The organism is Acinetobacter sp. YH12043 (assembly GCF_013419915.1).
GTDB lineage: Bacteria > Pseudomonadota > Gammaproteobacteria > Pseudomonadales > Moraxellaceae > Acinetobacter.
In genome coordinates this window covers 21,586-38,047 of sequence record NZ_VOZD01000031.1, presented here as the reverse complement: position 1 = coordinate 38,047, position 16,462 = coordinate 21,586, and the positions used below count along the sequence as shown (strand labels likewise).

Here is a 16,462-nt window from a genome sequence, read left to right as displayed (position 1 = left end):
AGTGATGGGAGAGAATGTTCAAGAGTGGATTCTAAATGTTCAGATAAAGACATAAAAAAATGAGCGTATTTACATACACTCATTTTTACTACATTTTACTAAAATTTGCTTAACTGACTGGCATTACACTTTAGTGGGCTTTTTTATTTGCTGGAATTAACATCAATCCACCAGTAAACATCGCCCCAACTGTCGCTAATAATATATCTTTATGGGCATCCCACATATCACCTTGCTGGCCGTTATAACTTTCCGCCTGTTCAGGTGATAAGCCAATGGCGATCAGCCATTCAATCCATTCATAAATCAGACTGGTTGCCATCACAAATTGAATGACTAAAAGAAAAATGGTGAATGGTTTTTGCTGGGGTAACCAGACCTGAAATAGTCGATAAAAAACAGGATAGAGCAACAGGCCAAAAACCAGATGCACAAAACGGTCAAACATGTTGCGAGACCAGCCTATGAGAGCATTTAGGTCAAAGCCAAACAGTGTCTGAATCCAGTCATTATAAGGCACATAAGAATATAGATAATGTGCTGCAACGATATGGATGAATAAAAACAGAATATACAGATTAAAACTAAGAAAACTGAGTCCGATTTTATACAGGCAGAAAATCAGCATACCGATCATAAATAGGGTACCGGTCTGATGCAGTAAATAGGATTGCATTTCCAGAGGCTGAATGCTGGCAACAATGATCGCAGCCACCAAAACCCCCAGGCTGATCAAATGTTTGCCGCTCAATCGATGATCTATCATCTTGTTATCTGTCGTTTTGTTTTAAAGTTGAAAATAATTATAAATAAAAAAAGCGAAGCCGGAGCCTCGCTTTTGGTCTTAATTATCTAAATTAGATTTTAGAAATTAAGTCTTTAATTTGTTTTGCCTGGTCAGCAGCATTACCTGTATAAGTTGCAGGGGTCATTTCAGCCAGACGTGCACGGTCTGCAGCAGGAACTGCTTCAAGCTCATTACCATTCACGAAGCTCACCATCATGTCACGAGTCATCGCTTGACCACGAGTCAGTGCTTTCAGTTTTTCGTATGGTTTTTCAACGTTATAACGACGCATTACTGTTTGGATTGGTTCAGCCAGAACTTCTTGTGCGTGGTCAAGATCTTCAAGAATACGAGCAGCATTCAGTTCAAGTTTACCGATACCTTTTAAGCATGCCTCAAACGCGATCAAGCTTTGTGCAAAACCAACACCCATGTTACGAAGCACAGTAGAGTCAGTCAGGTCACGCTGCCAGCGAGATACAGGCAGTTTTTCGCCCAAGTGAGCCAATACAGCATTGGCAATACCCAGGTTACCTTCAGAGTTTTCAAAGTCGATTGGGTTCACTTTATGCGGCATGGTTGAAGAACCCACTTCGCCTTCTTTCAGTTTTTGTTTGAAGAAGCCAAGAGAGATATAGCCCCAAACGTCACGGTTAAAGTCAATCAGAATCGTGTTGAAACGACGCAGTGCATCGAACAGTTCCGCCATGTAGTCGTGCGGTTCGATCTGAGTGGTGTACGGGTTGAAAGTTAGACCTAAAGATTCCACGAAAGCTTGTGAGTGAGCAGGCCAGTTGATTTCTGGGTAAGCAGAGTAGTGTGCATTGTAGTTACCTACAGCACCGTTGATTTTGCCCAGCAATTCAACATTTTTGAACTGTTTGATTTGACGAGCCAGACGGTAAGCCACGTTCGCCATTTCTTTACCCAAAGTGGTTGGGCTGGCAGTTTGACCGTGAGTACGAGACAGCATTGGCTGTTCAGCGTGAGTCTCAGCCAAAGCCACGATTGAATCGATAATTTGTTGCATAGACGCGATTAAAACATCACGGCCATTTTTCAGCATTAAAGCATGAGACAGGTTATTGATGTCTTCAGAGGTACATGCAAAGTGAATGAATTCACCTGCATTTTTCAGCTCTTCAATCCCTGCAATTTTTTCTTTCAGGAAATACTCAACCGCTTTCACGTCATGGTTTGTAGTACGTTCGATCTCTTTAATGCGGTTGGCATCTTCTTCAGAGAAGTTTGCAACAATCGCATCAAGTGCAGCATTGGTTTCAGATGAGAAAGCTGGCACTTCAGTGATTTCAGGACGGTTGGCAAGCGCTTGTAACCAACGCACTTCAACAGTCACACGAGCATGGATCAGACCAAACTCAGAAAGAAAAGGGCGCAGCGCATCACATTTGCTAGCGTAGCGTCCATCTAATGGAGAAAGTGCAGTTAAAGCGTTCATATCGATTCCCTAAATTTTGGAATTAAACGAAAAACGGTGCGCGTACAACAACATGGTTTAGATCACCTGAAACTGTAAGCGCGCGAGATTTTGGATATCCTGTAGCAGCTTGCGCTTGCCAAAAATCATGCCCCATGAACTGCCACCAAGCTGACGCCATAAGTGCGCCATCTGCAGTCCAGTAAATAGTGAAGCACGGATGCGGTTGGTATGACCGGAATCTTTAAAGGCTTCAGCATTGCCACGCACCATGATCCGCGGATTGATCTGTCCGGCGGTATCGACATAGGTTTGAGCGAGATTGGCAATGATGCTGGGGTGCATGTAATTGTTATCGAAGAAGGAGAGCTGTCTGAGGATTTTTTGCTGGGATTGTTCGATGATTTCAACAAACTTGGGATTACTATAGACCTTCTTTTCTAATTGAAGAAGTGCCATGGCATAGGACATTGGAAGCTTGGTCGATGAAAGTTTTGGAAGTCGGGATTTTGGGGAAGTATTAAAAGGTTGGGTAATGCTGCTTTCCAGGGTTTTTAAACCGAGGGAAATATCGGCCAGCTGATTAAAGAAGTCTAAGGTCTGGGCATTTAACTTGCCGCTTGGACGGATATTTAAACTGGCTTTAATCAACTGCTCAAAATAGAAATTACCGCTTTCACCAATGCTTTGCTGTCCCGTCAATGCAGTCATATGCGTCAGCTGAGTGGCCTGAAAAACCCCCGCCAGCGCCAACGCACGATTTTGACGAACATTCAACGTTGTGGCTTGTTGAAACGGTAACTCCGTCATGCCGAAATCATCCTTTAATAAAATCAGGTTTAGGCGCATTGGTATGATGAATCACGCCACCACCTAAACAAACTTCACCTGAGTAGAATACAACGCTTTGACCCGGGGTCACAGCACGTTGCGACTCATCAAATTCAACACGAACACCATTTGGTGTTTCTGGATCCTTGAAAATAGTACACGCTTGGTCAGGCTGACGGTAGCGGGTTTTTGCCGTACAGCGGAAACCTGATTCAGGAATATCCTGTTCACCGGCTACCCAGTCAATCGCTTCAGACCACAATATGGTACTTTGCATCAGTGGATGTTCATGACCTTGACCGACCACCAGACGGTTACCTTCGATATCTTTATGCAGCACAAACCAGGCACCTTCTTCCGCGCCTTTCATACCGCCAATACCGATCCCGCCGCGTTGACCGAGCGTATAGTACATTAAGCCGTGATGATCACCAACCTCTTTGCCATCTTCCAGCACGATTTTTCCAGGTTGAGCCGGTAAATATTGCTTTAAGAAGTCATTGAAGCGACGTTCCCCAATAAAACAGATACCCGTAGAATCTTTTTTCTTGGCTGTTGCCAGACCTAATTCTTCTGCAATTTTACGTACTTGTGGTTTTTCAATTTCACCGACAGGGAACAGGGTCTTATTAATTTCACGACCATGAACCGCATGCAGGAAGTAAGTCTGGTCTTTATTATTGTCATAACCACGCAGTAATTGAGCATATTGCTCACCACGTGAATTGGTCATGGTCTCGCCGCGACGACAGTAGTGACCGGTGGCAATAAAGTCGGCGCCGAGATTGATCGCATGATCCAGGAAGGCACGGAATTTAATTTCTTTATTACACAAAATATCCGGGTTTGGCGTACGGCCAGCAGCATATTCAGCCAGGAAATGCTCGAACACGCGATCCCAGTATTCCATCGCGAAGTTGGCAGTATGCAGTTTAATCCCGATCTTGTCGCAAACGGCTTGTGCATCGGCAAGATCTTCCATTGCCGTACAGTATTCTGTGCCGTCATCTTCTTCCCAGTTTTTCATGAAAAGACCTTCAACCTGATAACCCTGTTGAAGGAGGAGAGCTGCAGACACAGATGAATCTACACCACCAGACATACCGACGATGACACGTTGTTGCATAGGATTAGGCATCCAAATTTGAAATTAAGGGAGAATTTTGGTGCTCGTAAATGAGCGATAAAGGATAGCGTTTGCCAGCTTGGGCATCCTGCACGGCTTTAATCACCAATGGGCTGCGAGCACGTGCGGTTTCAACCAGTTCATCCAGCGTCATCCAGACTGCACCGACAATACCGGTATCCAGTTCAGCATTTTCATCATGGCTGATGGCTTCTGCTCTCAAACAGAAACGGAAATAGGTACGATCCGGGAACATCGGTGGGGTATAGGTATAGATGCCGATCAGATCAGTGACATTAACCTGATAGCCGGTTTCTTCCATGGTTTCACGAATAGCTGCTTCGACAATGGTTTCACCTGCCTCCACATGGCCTGCTGGCTGATTGAATACGGTATGGGTGACACCTTCAGTATGTTCTTCAACGAACAGGAATTTTCCATTTTTTTCGACGACAGTTGCAACAGTGACGTGAGCAGTCCAAGCGGTCATAAAGGAGCACCATGGAATAAAAACTGTATTCTACAAAATTTAGGCGGCGGTGGCTATGTCGATACTCGGGATTTTAATTTAGATGATTAACAATAAAGGTATTTGGCGAAAAAGAAAACGTAGAATATAATGAGTACATAAAATACTAAAACAGTAATATTTGCATTCTACGCTTTAATATAAGAATTTGATTTAAAATAAAATTTAATAAAAATTAGCAGTATTTCATAACAATTAAAATAAATAACAGGCTTTATAGGACAGGATTCCAATGAAATTCAGAACAGACATCAATGGCCTCAGAGCAATTGCCGTGATTGCAGTCATGCTATTTCATTTTAATGCGGCCTGGATGCCTGGCGGTTTTGTTGGAGTAGATGTCTTCTTTGTGATTTCAGGCTTTTTAATGACTGGAATCATATTTAAAGATTTAGAACATGAAAAATTTTCTATTCTGAAATTTTATGTGGCTCGTGCGAATCGGATTATTCCGGCTTTGGCCGCGCTGTGTCTGGTATTAATGATTTTTGGCTGGTTTTATCTGACACCTTTTGATTACAAGTTATTGGGTAAGCATGCAGCGAGTAGCATGACTTTTTTATCCAATATCAGTTACTGGAAGGAATCCGGTTATTTTGAGGCAGGCACTCACGAAAAGTGGTTATTACATACCTGGTCACTTTCCGTCGAATGGCAATTCTATATGATTTATCCGCTCGTTCTCATTGCCATGCGCAAGTTCATGTCCATCCAGACCATGAAATTTGTGCTGCTGGCAGGAACAATTTTAGGATTCATTCTATCTGTGATCGCTACCTACAAATGGCCAAATCCGGCTTATTTCCTGTTACCTACCAGAGCCTGGGAAATGATGATCGGGGGAATTGCTTATCTTTACCCTTTGAACTTGCAGGAAAATAAGAAAAGGTTGCTGGAAAGAACGGGATTGGCACTTATACTGGGGTCTTACTTCTTCATTTCAGCAGAAGATTTGTGGCCTGGCTATCTGGCAGTTTTTCCTGTTATCGGTACCTTCCTGATGATTCAGGCACATCAAAATGACAGTGTTATTACCAATAATATTGTGTTTCAAAAACTAGGAGCCTGGTCTTATTCTATTTACCTCTGGCACTGGCCTTTGGTGGTGCTGATCTATATCTACTCCTTGCCTGAATATTATGTGTATGCAGGAATAGTACTTTCTATAGGGTTAGGTTTTCTGAGCTACAAGTATATTGAGCAGATTAAATTACCTTCATACCATCAGTGGAAAGATGTTTATCGTATAAAACCGCTTTATTTTTCTCTAGTGCTCATGAGCTTAGGAATTACTTTAAATATATTTAATGGTTTTAATACAGATCTGCGCCAAGGCGCAGCCTCAGAACAGGCAAAATTTTTAGATTATTATAATGAGAAATTCAAAAATTTAAGGGATGCGTACTGGCTGAAATGTGATACTTACGTGAGCTTGACTGAGCATAATAGTTATGATCCTGATCCGGTCTGTATCACGAAACAAAAGGAAGGCGGGGTGTTTTTATGGGGAGATTCTCATGCTGAGGCACTTTCTTTAGGGCTGAGGACATTACTGAAATCCAATGATATCCCTTTTTATCAGAAAACCTCTTCCATTTGCAGGGCATCGCTGACCGAGATTAACTATCATAAAGGGGTTTATAAAGAAGCCTGTGATTATTCCAATAAACTGGCACTAAAGAGCATCGCAGAACTGAAGCCCAAAATTGTGGTGATCACCCAAGCCCTGAAACACGACGAAACCAATTGGGAAAATATCGGGACAAGTTTACTTCAGCTTGGCGTATCCAATATCGTCATTGTGGGGCCAATTTCGCAATGGAAACCTTCACTTCCTAAAGTGATGGTGAAACCGAAAAACTGGAATAGTGCTGAAGATTTTATATTTGATGCCGGGCTGGATCTAAGAGCAGTTCAGGTAGACGAGAAAATGAAAAAATTACAATATCCTCAGGGAATTACCTATATATCCCTCATTGATCATCTATGTAAAAAAGATGATCTTCAGCAGCAATACAAATGTCGGATTCGTGCAGCTCAAGGAGAAGACCTGCTTCAGGTAGATTATGGTCACTTAAGTGAATCAGGCTCTCTATTTGTAGGGAATACCATACTGTCAAAATACTTATTAAATTTATATTCTCAGGGTGTGACTACAAAACAATAAGCTTATTTCCCGTGATTGATCAGCCACCCATTGAGGTGGCTTTTACATATATAAGTTTAATGAAAATTATTCATTCATATTGAATACTTCAGTGATCCCGCAATCACGCACAAACTGTTCATCGTGTGAAACTAAAATCACAGCGCCGGCATAAGACCGAATTGCACTTGCCAACAAAGCTTTAGACTCAATATCCAGATGATTTTCTGGCTCATCCAATAATAAAAGTTCGGGTTGAGGAGAGACCTGGCTAAGACCTAATAACGCCACTTTCAGCTTTTCACCACCACTTAGCTGAGACAAAGGATAAGTACCTTTATCACCACGAATTCTGAGTTGGCCCAACAGATTACGCCATCCCACTTCCGGAATATCAGGATTCATCTGCCTTAAATTTTCAATCGCACTTAGTGCCTCATTGAGAAAACTAAAATTTTGATCCAGATAAAAACAGCTTCGTGCCAGAAAGATTTGATCTAGAGGTTGCTGCTTTTGTTGGGCGACCAGTTTCAGCAAAGTGGATTTACCAATTCCGTTTCGGCCTATAATATGGATCTTTTCAGCTGCACTTAAAGCAAGATTCACAGGCTGTGGAGTACCAAAAGGAAGCTTTAACTCTTTAACCCGCAGAATTTCACCAGACTGTGGTTTAAAATCTGGAAATTGAAATAACTGAGGTTTTATCTTTTCAAGTTGCTGCTTTTGAACTTTTAACTCAGAGTGTTCATTCAAAATTTGCCGTTGGTGCTGTGCCTGAACTTTACCTATACTTTGACCAGCCTGTTCTTTTTTAAAGTCTAAAAGCACTTTGGCTTGGGAATTCGAATCACGTAATTTGTTTCCGGCACGTTCCCGCTTTTGTGCTTTCATTAAAACGTCATGCTGCTTGTGCTTCATCTGTTTAATATCACGCTGACTCTGCTGAATTGACTGTTCGAGTGAAGTGACATTTTTCTGATACTGTTCAAAAAACTCCGCATAGTTTCCAGTAAAGTGCTGTAATCCATGCTCATTTAAATAATAAATATGATCAACCTGATCTAGCAAAGTCCGGTCATGACTAATGATCAACGCACCAGCAGGATGTAACTTTAAATGCTCTATTAACCATGTTCGTGCTTCACGATCCAGATGGTTGCTCGGCTCATCCAGCAATAAATAATATTCAGGCTTTAAGAACAAGCTACATAAAGCAAGTTTGGTCTTTTGGCCCTCACTCAAATATTGTACGGGAAAGTCCAGATCGGTGGGTAATTGTGCTGAACTCAACAGTTGCTGCCATTGATGCGGCAAATGCCAACTATCCTCAAGTAGCTCATAATCCTCGAAACTGGCTGTACCATGTTCAACATTTTTAAAAGCACGATGTAATTGACTTACTTCGAGTGCTTCAGCAATTGTGGCTGCCTTTAACCGATGCAATTGTGGTAGATAGGCATGATGCATTTGCCAGGAAACTTGACCTGAGCAATGTGAAGAAGAATGCTGATCCTGATGCAAAAGCTGCATGAGCAAAGATTTACCTTGTCCATTACGGCTAATTAAAGCACTAACCTCGGCTTTGAGAAGAGTGAAATTTAAATTCTGAAACATGACTTTGGACGGGAATTCTAAAGTCAGACTGGATATTACACATGCCTGCTGAGTCATAAATAACCTCATAAATACAGGATGCACAAAATAAACAAGGAATTTTTTTCTAGAAGAAAGATCAAGCCAGACGATCTATTTTGCACATCAATCTAAAAATAATCGTTGATGAGAAAAATAGACTTACTTCATTGGCGTGACTCACTTATAAGAGAAGGGGAATTCGGACCTTATTTTAATACAAATAATCTTGCTTAAAAATAGATCAAATTAGGATTTTTTTATCCAATATATTGATGCTGATTTAAGTAAATTTCAGGTTTTTAAAAATATGAGATGATTGACTTGAAGTGGAACGAGTAAGTTTCATTTACACTATGCGGCTAAAGTCTTCTCTATTTTGCTTTTAAAGGATTTTTTTATGTCTGAACTCAAGCTCTACATTGCTTTATTGGGCGGAAAGCATGAAAAAGCTAATGTAGAAGTACATGACGTAATTCCGGTCATTAGTTCAGATATTAAGACAGCTTTCCCATATTTGAAGCAGCAATGGTTTGGTTTGCAAAAAGGCCTGCATGTCGATGGCTGGATGACGATCAATGGTGTTAGCTATCAGGATCTGAATTATCAGGTTCAGGTGACGGACACACCTGTAAAACAGGATTTAAAATTATTCCTGATCAATCTAGGTGCTTATGTGCCAGATCAGTTTGGTGAAATCCATAAATATATGGTAGTTGCTGCAAAAAATAAGACTGAAGCTAAAGCACAAGGCAAGCTGGCCATTGAAAAGACCTGGTTTAAACCTCATACCGATGCCGTGATTGATGTGGATGATTGTTTAGAACTGAACAGGATTGACCAGAAATTTGTGCATCTGGTAGAGGGAGACTTTGAAGCCAATAGTTTTAAGAATGATTATGTGGTTATTCCTTGATTTAAATAAGGCTACATAAAGTAGTCTTAGTTTGTCGATTTATTTGTAATGGCCTGAGACTTTCACATAGTTTTGTGCTGAATAAGGCAAGAAAGCTATTTCCTTTTCAGTCAGTGGACGCACTTTTTTGACTGGACTGCCTACATACAAGTATCCACTTTCTAATACCTTATTCGGTGGTACCAGTGAACCTGCTCCAATCATCACATCATCTTCAATAATCACGTCATCGAGAATAATTGTACCGATACCCACTAAAACACGATTACCAATGGTACAGCCATGTAATTTTACATGATGACCAATCGTCACATCTTCACCAATAATCAGTGGTGAACCTTCAGGTTTATCCGCCTTTTTATGACTCACATGCAACATAGAATGATCCTGTACATTCGAGTTCTTGCCAATACGAATATGATTCACATCACCACGAATTACGGCAAAAGGCCACACAGATACATTTTCGCCTAAAACGACATCACCTACGACCACCGCCATCGGATCGATATAACAAGAGTCAGCGACTTGCGGGCGAGTATCCAGATAAGGGCGAATGTTTTGGCTCATGTCAGTATCATCCTGAAAGTTTATAAGCATTATAAAATAAAAAAGCACACATTCGATGAATGTGTGCTTTGGCTTTAGTAAGATCTAATATTGATAATAAATATTAGAACAGGTTACTAAAGAATTGTTTGATATGATCCAGCATGCGGGCAAAGAAACCAGCTTCTTCAACTGCTTTCAGTGCAACAAGTGGTTTCTCAGCAATCACTTTGCCGTTTAAAGTCGCCACATATTTACCTACGACTTGACCTGGTTGTAAAGGCGCAGTCAGTTTAGGCTGAACGACTAATTGAGTCTTGATGGCATTGGCCTGACCTTTAGGCATAGTCACATTAAAGTTTTCTGCAAGACCGATCTGCACTTCATTTTCCTTACCAAACCAGACTTTAGACTTGGCTAGAACCTGTTTAGCGGGTTGAACATTTTTGGTTTCAAAGTTTGCATAACCCCAAGCCAGAAGTTCACGTGTTTGCGATGCACGTTCATTCATGGTTGGTGCACCGAAAATCACTGAAATCAGACGAGTCGGGCCACGTTTTGAAGAGGTCGTTAAACAGTAACCGGCTTCATCAGTATGACCAGTTTTCAAACCATCTACACTTGGATCAGTATAGAGCAGGGCATTACGGTTGCCTTGCTTAATCCCGTTAAAAGTAAACTCTTTTTCAGAGTAGATTGGATAGTATTTTGAACTGTCTTTGATGATGTGCTGAGCCAAAGTTGCCATATCTTTCGCAGTCGAATAATGGCCTTCAGCTGGCATACCAGTCGAGTTGATGAAGCTGGTATTGGTCATGCCAATCCGTTTCGCTTCCTGGTTCATCATATGTGCAAAGGTACCCTCGTTCCCTGCAATATGTTCAGCCATCGCCTTAGATGCATCGTTACCAGACTGGATAATAATCCCGCGCAACATTTCTAGTGCAGTCGCCGTACCATTTAAAGGCACATACATACATGATTCTGCACTGCTACCACGGCACCATGCAGATTCATTCATGCGAACCTGTTCATCTTCAGTCAGCTCACCACTTAATAACTTCTGCTCGATGATGTAACTGGTCATCATCTTGGTCATTGAAGCAGGGGCTAATTTTTCATTTTCATTTTTTGATGCGAGAATTTGCCCTGTCTCGTAGTCCATTAGCACATAAGATTTATTATTCAATTCTGGTGGTGCAGATAAGACAGTTGCTGCAAAGCTAAAACTAGGAATTAATAATAATGCAGCAAGGGCAGTTTTTTGGGTCATTTCTAGTGGGTTCCAATATCTTGATGTAAGCACGAAGAGCCTAGCATTTTAGGACAAAGCTAGGCTGACTTCTATGGGAAACCCGGGGTTATTTCAAAAGTATTGTAAGCAATCACACAAAAAGTGGATTATTTACTGTAGCTCACCAACTCATTGCAAATGGCCTGATTCTTTTTCTTGCCAGCCTTTTTGGCATCACTCTGTGCTTCGGCCAGAATGTTACGGAAATCTGACTGTTTTACCATCTGGTTCAGGCGCTCAACCGGATTTTTTTGGCCGGGCAAATATTCAGTCACCAGCTGGTTATACCCCTGATTGAATTTTGCTTTGTCTTTGACCATGCTTGGGCAAATTTCAGAAAGGACATAAATTGCAGCTAATTCTTGCTTGGTGATTTCTTGGCTCGGGGTGACTTCAATATTTTCATTTGCTGCATAAACCGAGCTGCCCCAAAGTGTCATACCAGCAACAACAGATAAACTTAAACTTTTAATTAATGTATGTTTCATCAAAAAACTCAAAAATTACATGTAGAACAATAATTTGTTAGCTTAAAGATATTTTCAAAATTGAAAAGAGGGGAAATGTAGTGAAGCTGTAGAATTATGAAGAAATGTGTAAGAGAAAAAAGACGATGCTGGCATCGTCTCATTTCAGTGAGAAAGACCTTATTCCTGATAAGCTAAAACGTCTTCACACGCTGTTTTTTGTTCGTCTTTTGCAGTCTGTTTTGCACCTTGACGTGCTTCTTCAAGCACAGTCTTGTATTCACTGTCTGCCTGAAGTTTTTGATAGGTCATCGATTTGTCTGAGTATTCTTTTAGATAAGATTGAATCAGCTGCTGAATCGTTGTATCGAATTTTGCATTCTGACCAATAATGCCCGGGCATACTTCAATCATTACCTGTGCAGATGCGACATCTTCTTTCACGATCATGTCATTTTCTTCAGCTGTCAAATCATTGGCAATAACTGCAGGAGAAACAAAAGTTGCCAAACTTAAAGCCAAAGTACCCCAAAGAGAGAATTTTTTCATCATCTTAAGCCATATGTATTAATGGATATCGTGCTACAAATATATATAATTCCTGAACTAATACAATGAAATGTCCTAGCGAGTCATTTTTTAGCTCAACGAGATTTTGCAGTGAATATATTAATTTCCAATGATGATGGCGTTTTTGCACCAGGTATACAGGCACTGGCGCAGGCCTTGAGGCCTTTAGGACGTGTTGTGGTGGTAGCTCCAGAAAGTGAACGTAGCGGATTTTCCAGTGCACTGACTTTAGACCGACCATTAAGACCGATCCAGATTTCTCCCGATGTATGGGCGGTTAATGGCACGCCGGCTGACTGTGTCTATCTGGCCATGAACGGCTTATTTGATGTTGAATTCGATCTGGTGGTCAGCGGCATTAACAGTGGTGCCAATCTGGGAGATGATGTGCTGTACTCGGGTACGGTGGGGGCTGCATTTGAAGGCCGTCTGGCCAAACAACCTGCATTAGCAGTTTCTCTATGTGGGCAAAACGTTCGATCTTATACCTTACCAGAAGATTATCGCATTGCAGCGCAATGGGTACATGATTTTATTGCGGCAGGTTTGCCGACTTTGCCTGAGCGTCATATTTTTAATGTGAATATTCCTGATGTGGCTGAGCTGAAAGGAACTAAAGTGACCTTTCAGGGACGCCGTAGCCAGTCCAAGCCGATTACCAGTCATGTAGATCCACGTGGTCGTCAGGTTTACTGGATTGGGCTATCGGGTGAAGCAGTCGCAATGCCAAAACATAAAGGAACTGAAATCGAGTCAGACTTTTTTGCAATTGCCAATGGCTATGTAAGCGTGACGCCAATTCAGATGGATGCCACAAACTATGACACACTTCACACTTTGCAAGCCCAGATTCTAAATAAAATCTAATGAATGTTATAAGTTTGTGAAAAATGAAAGCTTACAAGTATATTGTAGTAAAACTTTGCTAATCTTACTGGGTTTTTGCAACCGTATAGATGTTAGAGAGGAAGATAATGTCCTTGGTGTCACCGAAATACTTCATTCATGCTTCACCATCCAGCTTCATCAAAACTCTGGTTTTGTCCACTGTGGTTGTTTCCACAATGATTATTACTGGTTGTGCCACTAAACCTCAGGTCAATAATATGACGCGCTATGCCGCAGCGCCTGACTTCTATACGGTACGCTCTGGGGATACTTTGAGTGGCATTGCAGCACGTTATGGTCTGAGCTATATCAGTGTGGCAGAGATGAATGATATTGCTCCACCGTATCGTATTTATGTGGGTCAGTCGATTCGCCTGAAAAATAACACTACTGCGCGCCGTACTACAGCGACTCAACCTGTTACCCAAGCTGCCCCGATTCAGCGTCAAACGATTGCGATTTCAGCGCCAACCACTCCAGCTCCAACGACTGTTAAGACTACGCCAAAACCTGCCACCACTACTTCTGCACCGATTACCCCAGTATCGACAGCAGCGGGATTACGTTGGGTCAAGCCATCAAATGGTCCGGTATTACAAAACTATGATCTGGCTGCAAATATCAAAGGTACCCGTTATGGCGGTAATGTCGGAGATCCGGTCTTTGCTGCAGCAGATGGGCAGGTGGTATATGCAGCAGATGGCCTGAAGGAATATGGTAATCTGGTATTAGTTAAACATATTAATGGCTATATCACCGCTTACGCGCATAACAGTAAATTAAGCGTGAAAAGTGGCCAAAATGTAACGGCTGGTCAAAAAATTGCCGAGATGGGGGCGACTGGTACAACCCGTACTATGCTTGAGTTTCAGGTTCGCTTAGACGGAAAACCGATTAATCCAACAGCAGTTTTACCAAATAATTAAATAAATAATGCAAAACGTAAATTTCACCGTATAATACAATGAGTTGCTTTTATCAAAAGATGAAGCATCTCATAAGTTTAGAGGGGAATTTATGTTAGATCAACTTCGAGCAATGGGTGTCTTTGCTTGTGTTGTGGAAAAGAACTCGTTTAGCGGTGCTGCACGTGAGCTAGGGATTACAACCAGCGCCGTGAGTCAACAAATTCGCTCTTTAGAACAGGATATGGAAGTTGTACTTCTAAATCGTTCTACGAGAAAATTAAGTCTGACCGAAGCGGGACAAGCTTTTTTTCACAGCTGCCAGGAAATGTTGTCTGCTGCTGAGCGTGGAAAGGTTCGCATTAACGAGTTACGTGATGATCTTGTTGGTGAACTTCGTATTGTATCCTTACCGGAAGTATGTGCGAATCATGTGATTCCTGCACTTTCTCACTGGATGTCCGCACACCGTGGCCTGACAGTCCACCTGGAAACAAACAATCATGAGGTTGATTTGTTGGAAGGGCGTATTGATATTGCCCTGCGATTTGACCAGAACGATGATGATCACAACCTTCAGGTTGTGCCATTAATGCAGATTGAACAGATTCTTGTTGCTGCGCCAAGCTATATTAACCAGACCGCCATTATCTCGCGTCCTGAAGACCTGAAACATCATGATGTTTTGCCTTTAACGCATATTAAAAATCATCAGAATTTCAGTTTTCAGCATGTGCATAGTGCAGAAAAGGTTGAATTTGAACTGAGCTCACGCTTTAGTACCAATAACAGCCTGGTTGCAAAAGCCATGTGCCTGCAAGGCAATGGGGTTGCCAAGATTTTATATCTTGATGTTAAAAAAGATTTATTAAATGGTTCACTGATTGAAGTCTTGCCTGAATGGAAACTTCCGCCAGTCACCCTTTATGCAGTTATGCCTAATCGAGAACAGCAACCGACTAAAGTCCTGCGCTGTCTGGAGGCATTGAAACAATATTTTAGCCAGATCTCTGGTGGACGTTTGTTACAAGTCGCATCATAAATTCCCTATAAACAAAAAAGCCGCTTTAAAGCGGCTTTTTTGTTGTTCAAGATAGACTTAAGCAAGATAAGCCTTGATCATTTTCACTAAACGTTCGATCAGTTGATCGGCCTGTTCCTGAGTAATGTTCAGGGTAGGCAACAGACGAACGACATTACCTGCAGTCACGTTGATAATGGTTTTGTATTCATCGCGTGCAATATCCACCAGCTCACCGCAGTCTTTAGGCAACTCAATCCCGATCATCAGACCGAAACCGCGTACAGTCACTTGATGATCTGCAAGCTGGTTACGTAACTGCTCAACAATATATGCACCTTTTTCAGCGGCATTGGCCACGATATTCTCTTTTTGCATAATATCGATAATGGTATAAACCACGCGTGAACCCAATGCAGTACCGCTATAAGTCGAACCGTGGTTACCCGCAGTCAAAACACCGACACCACGACCTTGAGTCATCACGGCACCAATCGGGAAGCCATTGCCCAGACCTTTAGCTGTGGTCAGTACATCCGGCACAATATTGGTGTGCTGATAAGCAAAATATTTACCGGTACGGCCATTACCTGTTTGTACTTCATCCAGCATCATTAACCAGTTGTGCTGATTACAGATCTGACGGATTTCTTCTAGGTAGCTAAAGCCTTGCGGTGCAGTGTTGACACCACCTTCACCCTGAATCGGTTCAACCAGAATAGCCACGATATCCGGATGGTTAATTGCAGCTTCTTCAATGGCTTCAATATCACCAAAAGGTACACGAATAAAACCTTCAACCAATGGACCAAAGCCTTGTTGAACTTTTTTGTTACCCGTTGCAGATAGGGTTGCCAGCGTACGGCCATGGAAAGATTTGTCAGCTACAATAATTTTTGGTGACGCAATACCTTGCATATGACCGAATTTACGCGCAATTTTGATAGCGCCTTCGTTCGATTCTGCACCACTGTTGGAGAAGAAAACTTCTTCCATGCCAGCGACTTCAGCCAGTTTCTGTGCAGCAGCAGTTTGCCAAGGCACTTCAAAAAGGTTGCTGGTATGAATCAGGGTTGCAGCTTGTTCCGCAATTGCTTCAGCAATCACTGGATGAGCATGACCCAAACCGCAAACGGCGATCCCAGTTAAGGCATCTAAATACTCTGTACCATCTTCGGTATAAAGATATGCACCTCGTCCTCGGACAAAGCTGATCGGTTGACGACCAAAGACTGGCATCAAATGTGAAGGTTGATCAGTTTGTACCGGAGCGAGGGTAATATTGTTCATGACTAACTCTTTACTGTTAGGTGGAAAGAAAAACTTATATAAGCAAAAACTTGGTCAGATTTAAAGGGTAATT

The 16,462-nt window shown here is 41.9% G+C and carries 16 protein-coding genes; 5 read left to right on the top strand and 11 right to left on the bottom strand.

Going from position 1 to position 16,462, the window contains the following annotated elements; genetic code table 11:
• Window positions 1-130: 130 nt before the first annotated feature.
• The 5 genes from FTU01_RS13530 to FTU01_RS13510 form a co-directional block, all read right to left on the bottom strand.
• Complete coding sequence (locus FTU01_RS13530; protein WP_125278405.1) at window positions 131-766, bottom strand: DUF2238 domain-containing protein; 636 nt, start codon at window positions 764-766, stop codon at window positions 131-133.
• Window positions 767-857: 91 nt separating this feature from the next.
• On the bottom strand, window positions 858-2,246 hold the full coding sequence (gene purB / locus FTU01_RS13525; RefSeq protein WP_034703634.1) for an adenylosuccinate lyase: 1,389 nt from the start codon (window positions 2,244-2,246) through the stop codon (window positions 858-860).
• A 57-nt stretch (window positions 2,247-2,303) separates the two neighbouring features.
• Window positions 2,304-3,035, bottom strand: coding sequence for a high frequency lysogenization protein HflD (hflD, locus tag FTU01_RS13520; protein ID WP_004782648.1), 732 nt, complete (start codon window positions 3,033-3,035; stop codon window positions 2,304-2,306).
• A gap of 7 nt (window positions 3,036-3,042) precedes the next feature.
• Window positions 3,043-4,182 (bottom strand): tRNA 2-thiouridine(34) synthase MnmA, encoded by a 1,140-nt coding sequence (gene mnmA / locus FTU01_RS13515; protein ID WP_034703632.1) that lies wholly within the window; start codon window positions 4,180-4,182, stop codon window positions 3,043-3,045.
• A 4-nt stretch (window positions 4,183-4,186) separates the two neighbouring features.
• Entirely contained in the window at window positions 4,187-4,672 is a 486-nt protein-coding gene (locus FTU01_RS13510) for an NUDIX hydrolase (protein WP_179992255.1), read from the bottom strand.
• 271 nt (window positions 4,673-4,943) lie between these two features.
• Between FTU01_RS13510 and FTU01_RS13505 the strand changes: the two genes are divergently transcribed.
• On the top strand, window positions 4,944-6,878 hold the full coding sequence (locus FTU01_RS13505) for an acyltransferase family protein (protein WP_180139599.1): 1,935 nt from the start codon (window positions 4,944-4,946) through the stop codon (window positions 6,876-6,878).
• Window positions 6,879-6,944: 66 nt separating this feature from the next.
• Here FTU01_RS13505 and FTU01_RS13500 read toward each other — a convergent pair whose 3' ends face one another.
• Window positions 6,945-8,528, bottom strand: a complete 1,584-nt coding sequence (locus FTU01_RS13500) for an ATP-binding cassette domain-containing protein (protein WP_180139597.1) — start codon at window positions 8,526-8,528, stop codon at window positions 6,945-6,947.
• A gap of 361 nt (window positions 8,529-8,889) precedes the next feature.
• On the opposite strand from FTU01_RS13500, the gene FTU01_RS13495 reads away from it, so the two are divergent.
• Window positions 8,890-9,405 (top strand): DUF1543 domain-containing protein, encoded by a 516-nt coding sequence (locus FTU01_RS13495; RefSeq protein WP_180139594.1) that lies wholly within the window; start codon window positions 8,890-8,892, stop codon window positions 9,403-9,405.
• A gap of 39 nt (window positions 9,406-9,444) precedes the next feature.
• Here the strand turns inward: FTU01_RS13495 and FTU01_RS13490 are convergent, their stop codons facing one another.
• The 4 genes from FTU01_RS13490 to FTU01_RS13475 all read right to left on the bottom strand — a co-directional run bounded on the left by FTU01_RS13490 (window position 9,445) and on the right by FTU01_RS13475 (window position 12,267).
• Window positions 9,445-9,975, bottom strand: a complete 531-nt coding sequence (locus FTU01_RS13490; protein ID WP_180015331.1) for a gamma carbonic anhydrase family protein — start codon at window positions 9,973-9,975, stop codon at window positions 9,445-9,447.
• A 103-nt stretch (window positions 9,976-10,078) separates the two neighbouring features.
• The gene (dacC, locus tag FTU01_RS13485) at window positions 10,079-11,227 is read right to left on the bottom strand and encodes a D-alanyl-D-alanine carboxypeptidase PBP5/6 (RefSeq protein WP_004782636.1); all 1,149 of its coding nucleotides are present in this window, start codon (window positions 11,225-11,227) and stop codon (window positions 10,079-10,081) included.
• Between the two features lie 128 nt (window positions 11,228-11,355).
• Window positions 11,356-11,736 carry an MCR_0457 family protein gene (locus tag FTU01_RS13480; RefSeq protein WP_004782633.1) on the bottom strand — a complete coding sequence of 127 codons (381 nt, stop codon included), beginning with the start codon at window positions 11,734-11,736 and terminating at the stop codon, window positions 11,356-11,358.
• Window positions 11,737-11,895: 159 nt separating this feature from the next.
• Entirely contained in the window at window positions 11,896-12,267 is a 372-nt protein-coding gene (locus tag FTU01_RS13475) for an MCR_0457 family protein (protein WP_004782632.1), read from the bottom strand.
• A 108-nt stretch (window positions 12,268-12,375) separates the two neighbouring features.
• Here FTU01_RS13475 and surE point away from each other — a divergent pair, with 108 nt between their 5' ends.
• From surE to FTU01_RS13460, 3 genes are all read left to right on the top strand, one after another.
• Entirely contained in the window at window positions 12,376-13,152 is a 777-nt protein-coding gene (gene surE / locus FTU01_RS13470) for a 5'/3'-nucleotidase SurE (protein ID WP_125278414.1), read from the top strand.
• Between the two features lie 107 nt (window positions 13,153-13,259).
• Window positions 13,260-14,099 (top strand): peptidoglycan DD-metalloendopeptidase family protein, encoded by an 840-nt coding sequence (locus FTU01_RS13465; protein ID WP_159123134.1) that lies wholly within the window; start codon window positions 13,260-13,262, stop codon window positions 14,097-14,099.
• 91 nt (window positions 14,100-14,190) lie between these two features.
• Entirely contained in the window at window positions 14,191-15,120 is a 930-nt protein-coding gene (locus FTU01_RS13460; RefSeq protein WP_034702058.1) for a LysR family transcriptional regulator, read from the top strand.
• 57 nt (window positions 15,121-15,177) lie between these two features.
• Here the strand turns inward: FTU01_RS13460 and FTU01_RS13455 are convergent, their stop codons facing one another.
• Window positions 15,178-16,389 (bottom strand): aspartate aminotransferase family protein, encoded by a 1,212-nt coding sequence (locus FTU01_RS13455; RefSeq protein WP_034702061.1) that lies wholly within the window; start codon window positions 16,387-16,389, stop codon window positions 15,178-15,180.
• Window positions 16,390-16,462: the final 73 nt, after the last annotated feature.

What these genes read in the sequence shown, in the direction of transcription:
- dacC (WP_004782636.1), bottom strand. Translation starts at nt 11,227, where the DNA reads ATGACCCAAAAAACTGCCCTTGCTGCATTATTATTAATTCCTAGTTTT.
- purB (WP_034703634.1), bottom strand. Translation starts at nt 2,246, where the DNA reads ATGAACGCTTTAACTGCACTTTCTCCATTAGATGGACGCTACGCTAGC.
- FTU01_RS13530 (WP_125278405.1), bottom strand. Translation starts at nt 766, where the DNA reads ATGATAGATCATCGATTGAGCGGCAAACATTTGATCAGCCTGGGGGTT.
- FTU01_RS13505 (WP_180139599.1), top strand. Translation starts at nt 4,944, where the DNA reads ATGAAATTCAGAACAGACATCAATGGCCTCAGAGCAATTGCCGTGATT.
- FTU01_RS13475 (WP_004782632.1), bottom strand. Translation starts at nt 12,267, where the DNA reads ATGATGAAAAAATTCTCTCTTTGGGGTACTTTGGCTTTAAGTTTGGCA.
- FTU01_RS13460 (WP_034702058.1), top strand. Translation starts at nt 14,191, where the DNA reads ATGTTAGATCAACTTCGAGCAATGGGTGTCTTTGCTTGTGTTGTGGAA.
- FTU01_RS13510 (WP_179992255.1), bottom strand. Translation starts at nt 4,672, where the DNA reads ATGACCGCTTGGACTGCTCACGTCACTGTTGCAACTGTCGTCGAAAAA.
- FTU01_RS13465 (WP_159123134.1), top strand. Translation starts at nt 13,260, where the DNA reads ATGTCCTTGGTGTCACCGAAATACTTCATTCATGCTTCACCATCCAGC.
- FTU01_RS13455 (WP_034702061.1), bottom strand. Translation starts at nt 16,389, where the DNA reads ATGAACAATATTACCCTCGCTCCGGTACAAACTGATCAACCTTCACAT.
- FTU01_RS13490 (WP_180015331.1), bottom strand. Translation starts at nt 9,975, where the DNA reads ATGAGCCAAAACATTCGCCCTTATCTGGATACTCGCCCGCAAGTCGCT.
- hflD (WP_004782648.1), bottom strand. Translation starts at nt 3,035, where the DNA reads ATGACGGAGTTACCGTTTCAACAAGCCACAACGTTGAATGTTCGTCAA.
- mnmA (WP_034703632.1), bottom strand. Translation starts at nt 4,182, where the DNA reads ATGCAACAACGTGTCATCGTCGGTATGTCTGGTGGTGTAGATTCATCT.
- FTU01_RS13500 (WP_180139597.1), bottom strand. Translation starts at nt 8,528, where the DNA reads ATGACTCAGCAGGCATGTGTAATATCCAGTCTGACTTTAGAATTCCCG.
- FTU01_RS13495 (WP_180139594.1), top strand. Translation starts at nt 8,890, where the DNA reads ATGTCTGAACTCAAGCTCTACATTGCTTTATTGGGCGGAAAGCATGAA.
- FTU01_RS13480 (WP_004782633.1), bottom strand. Translation starts at nt 11,736, where the DNA reads ATGAAACATACATTAATTAAAAGTTTAAGTTTATCTGTTGTTGCTGGT.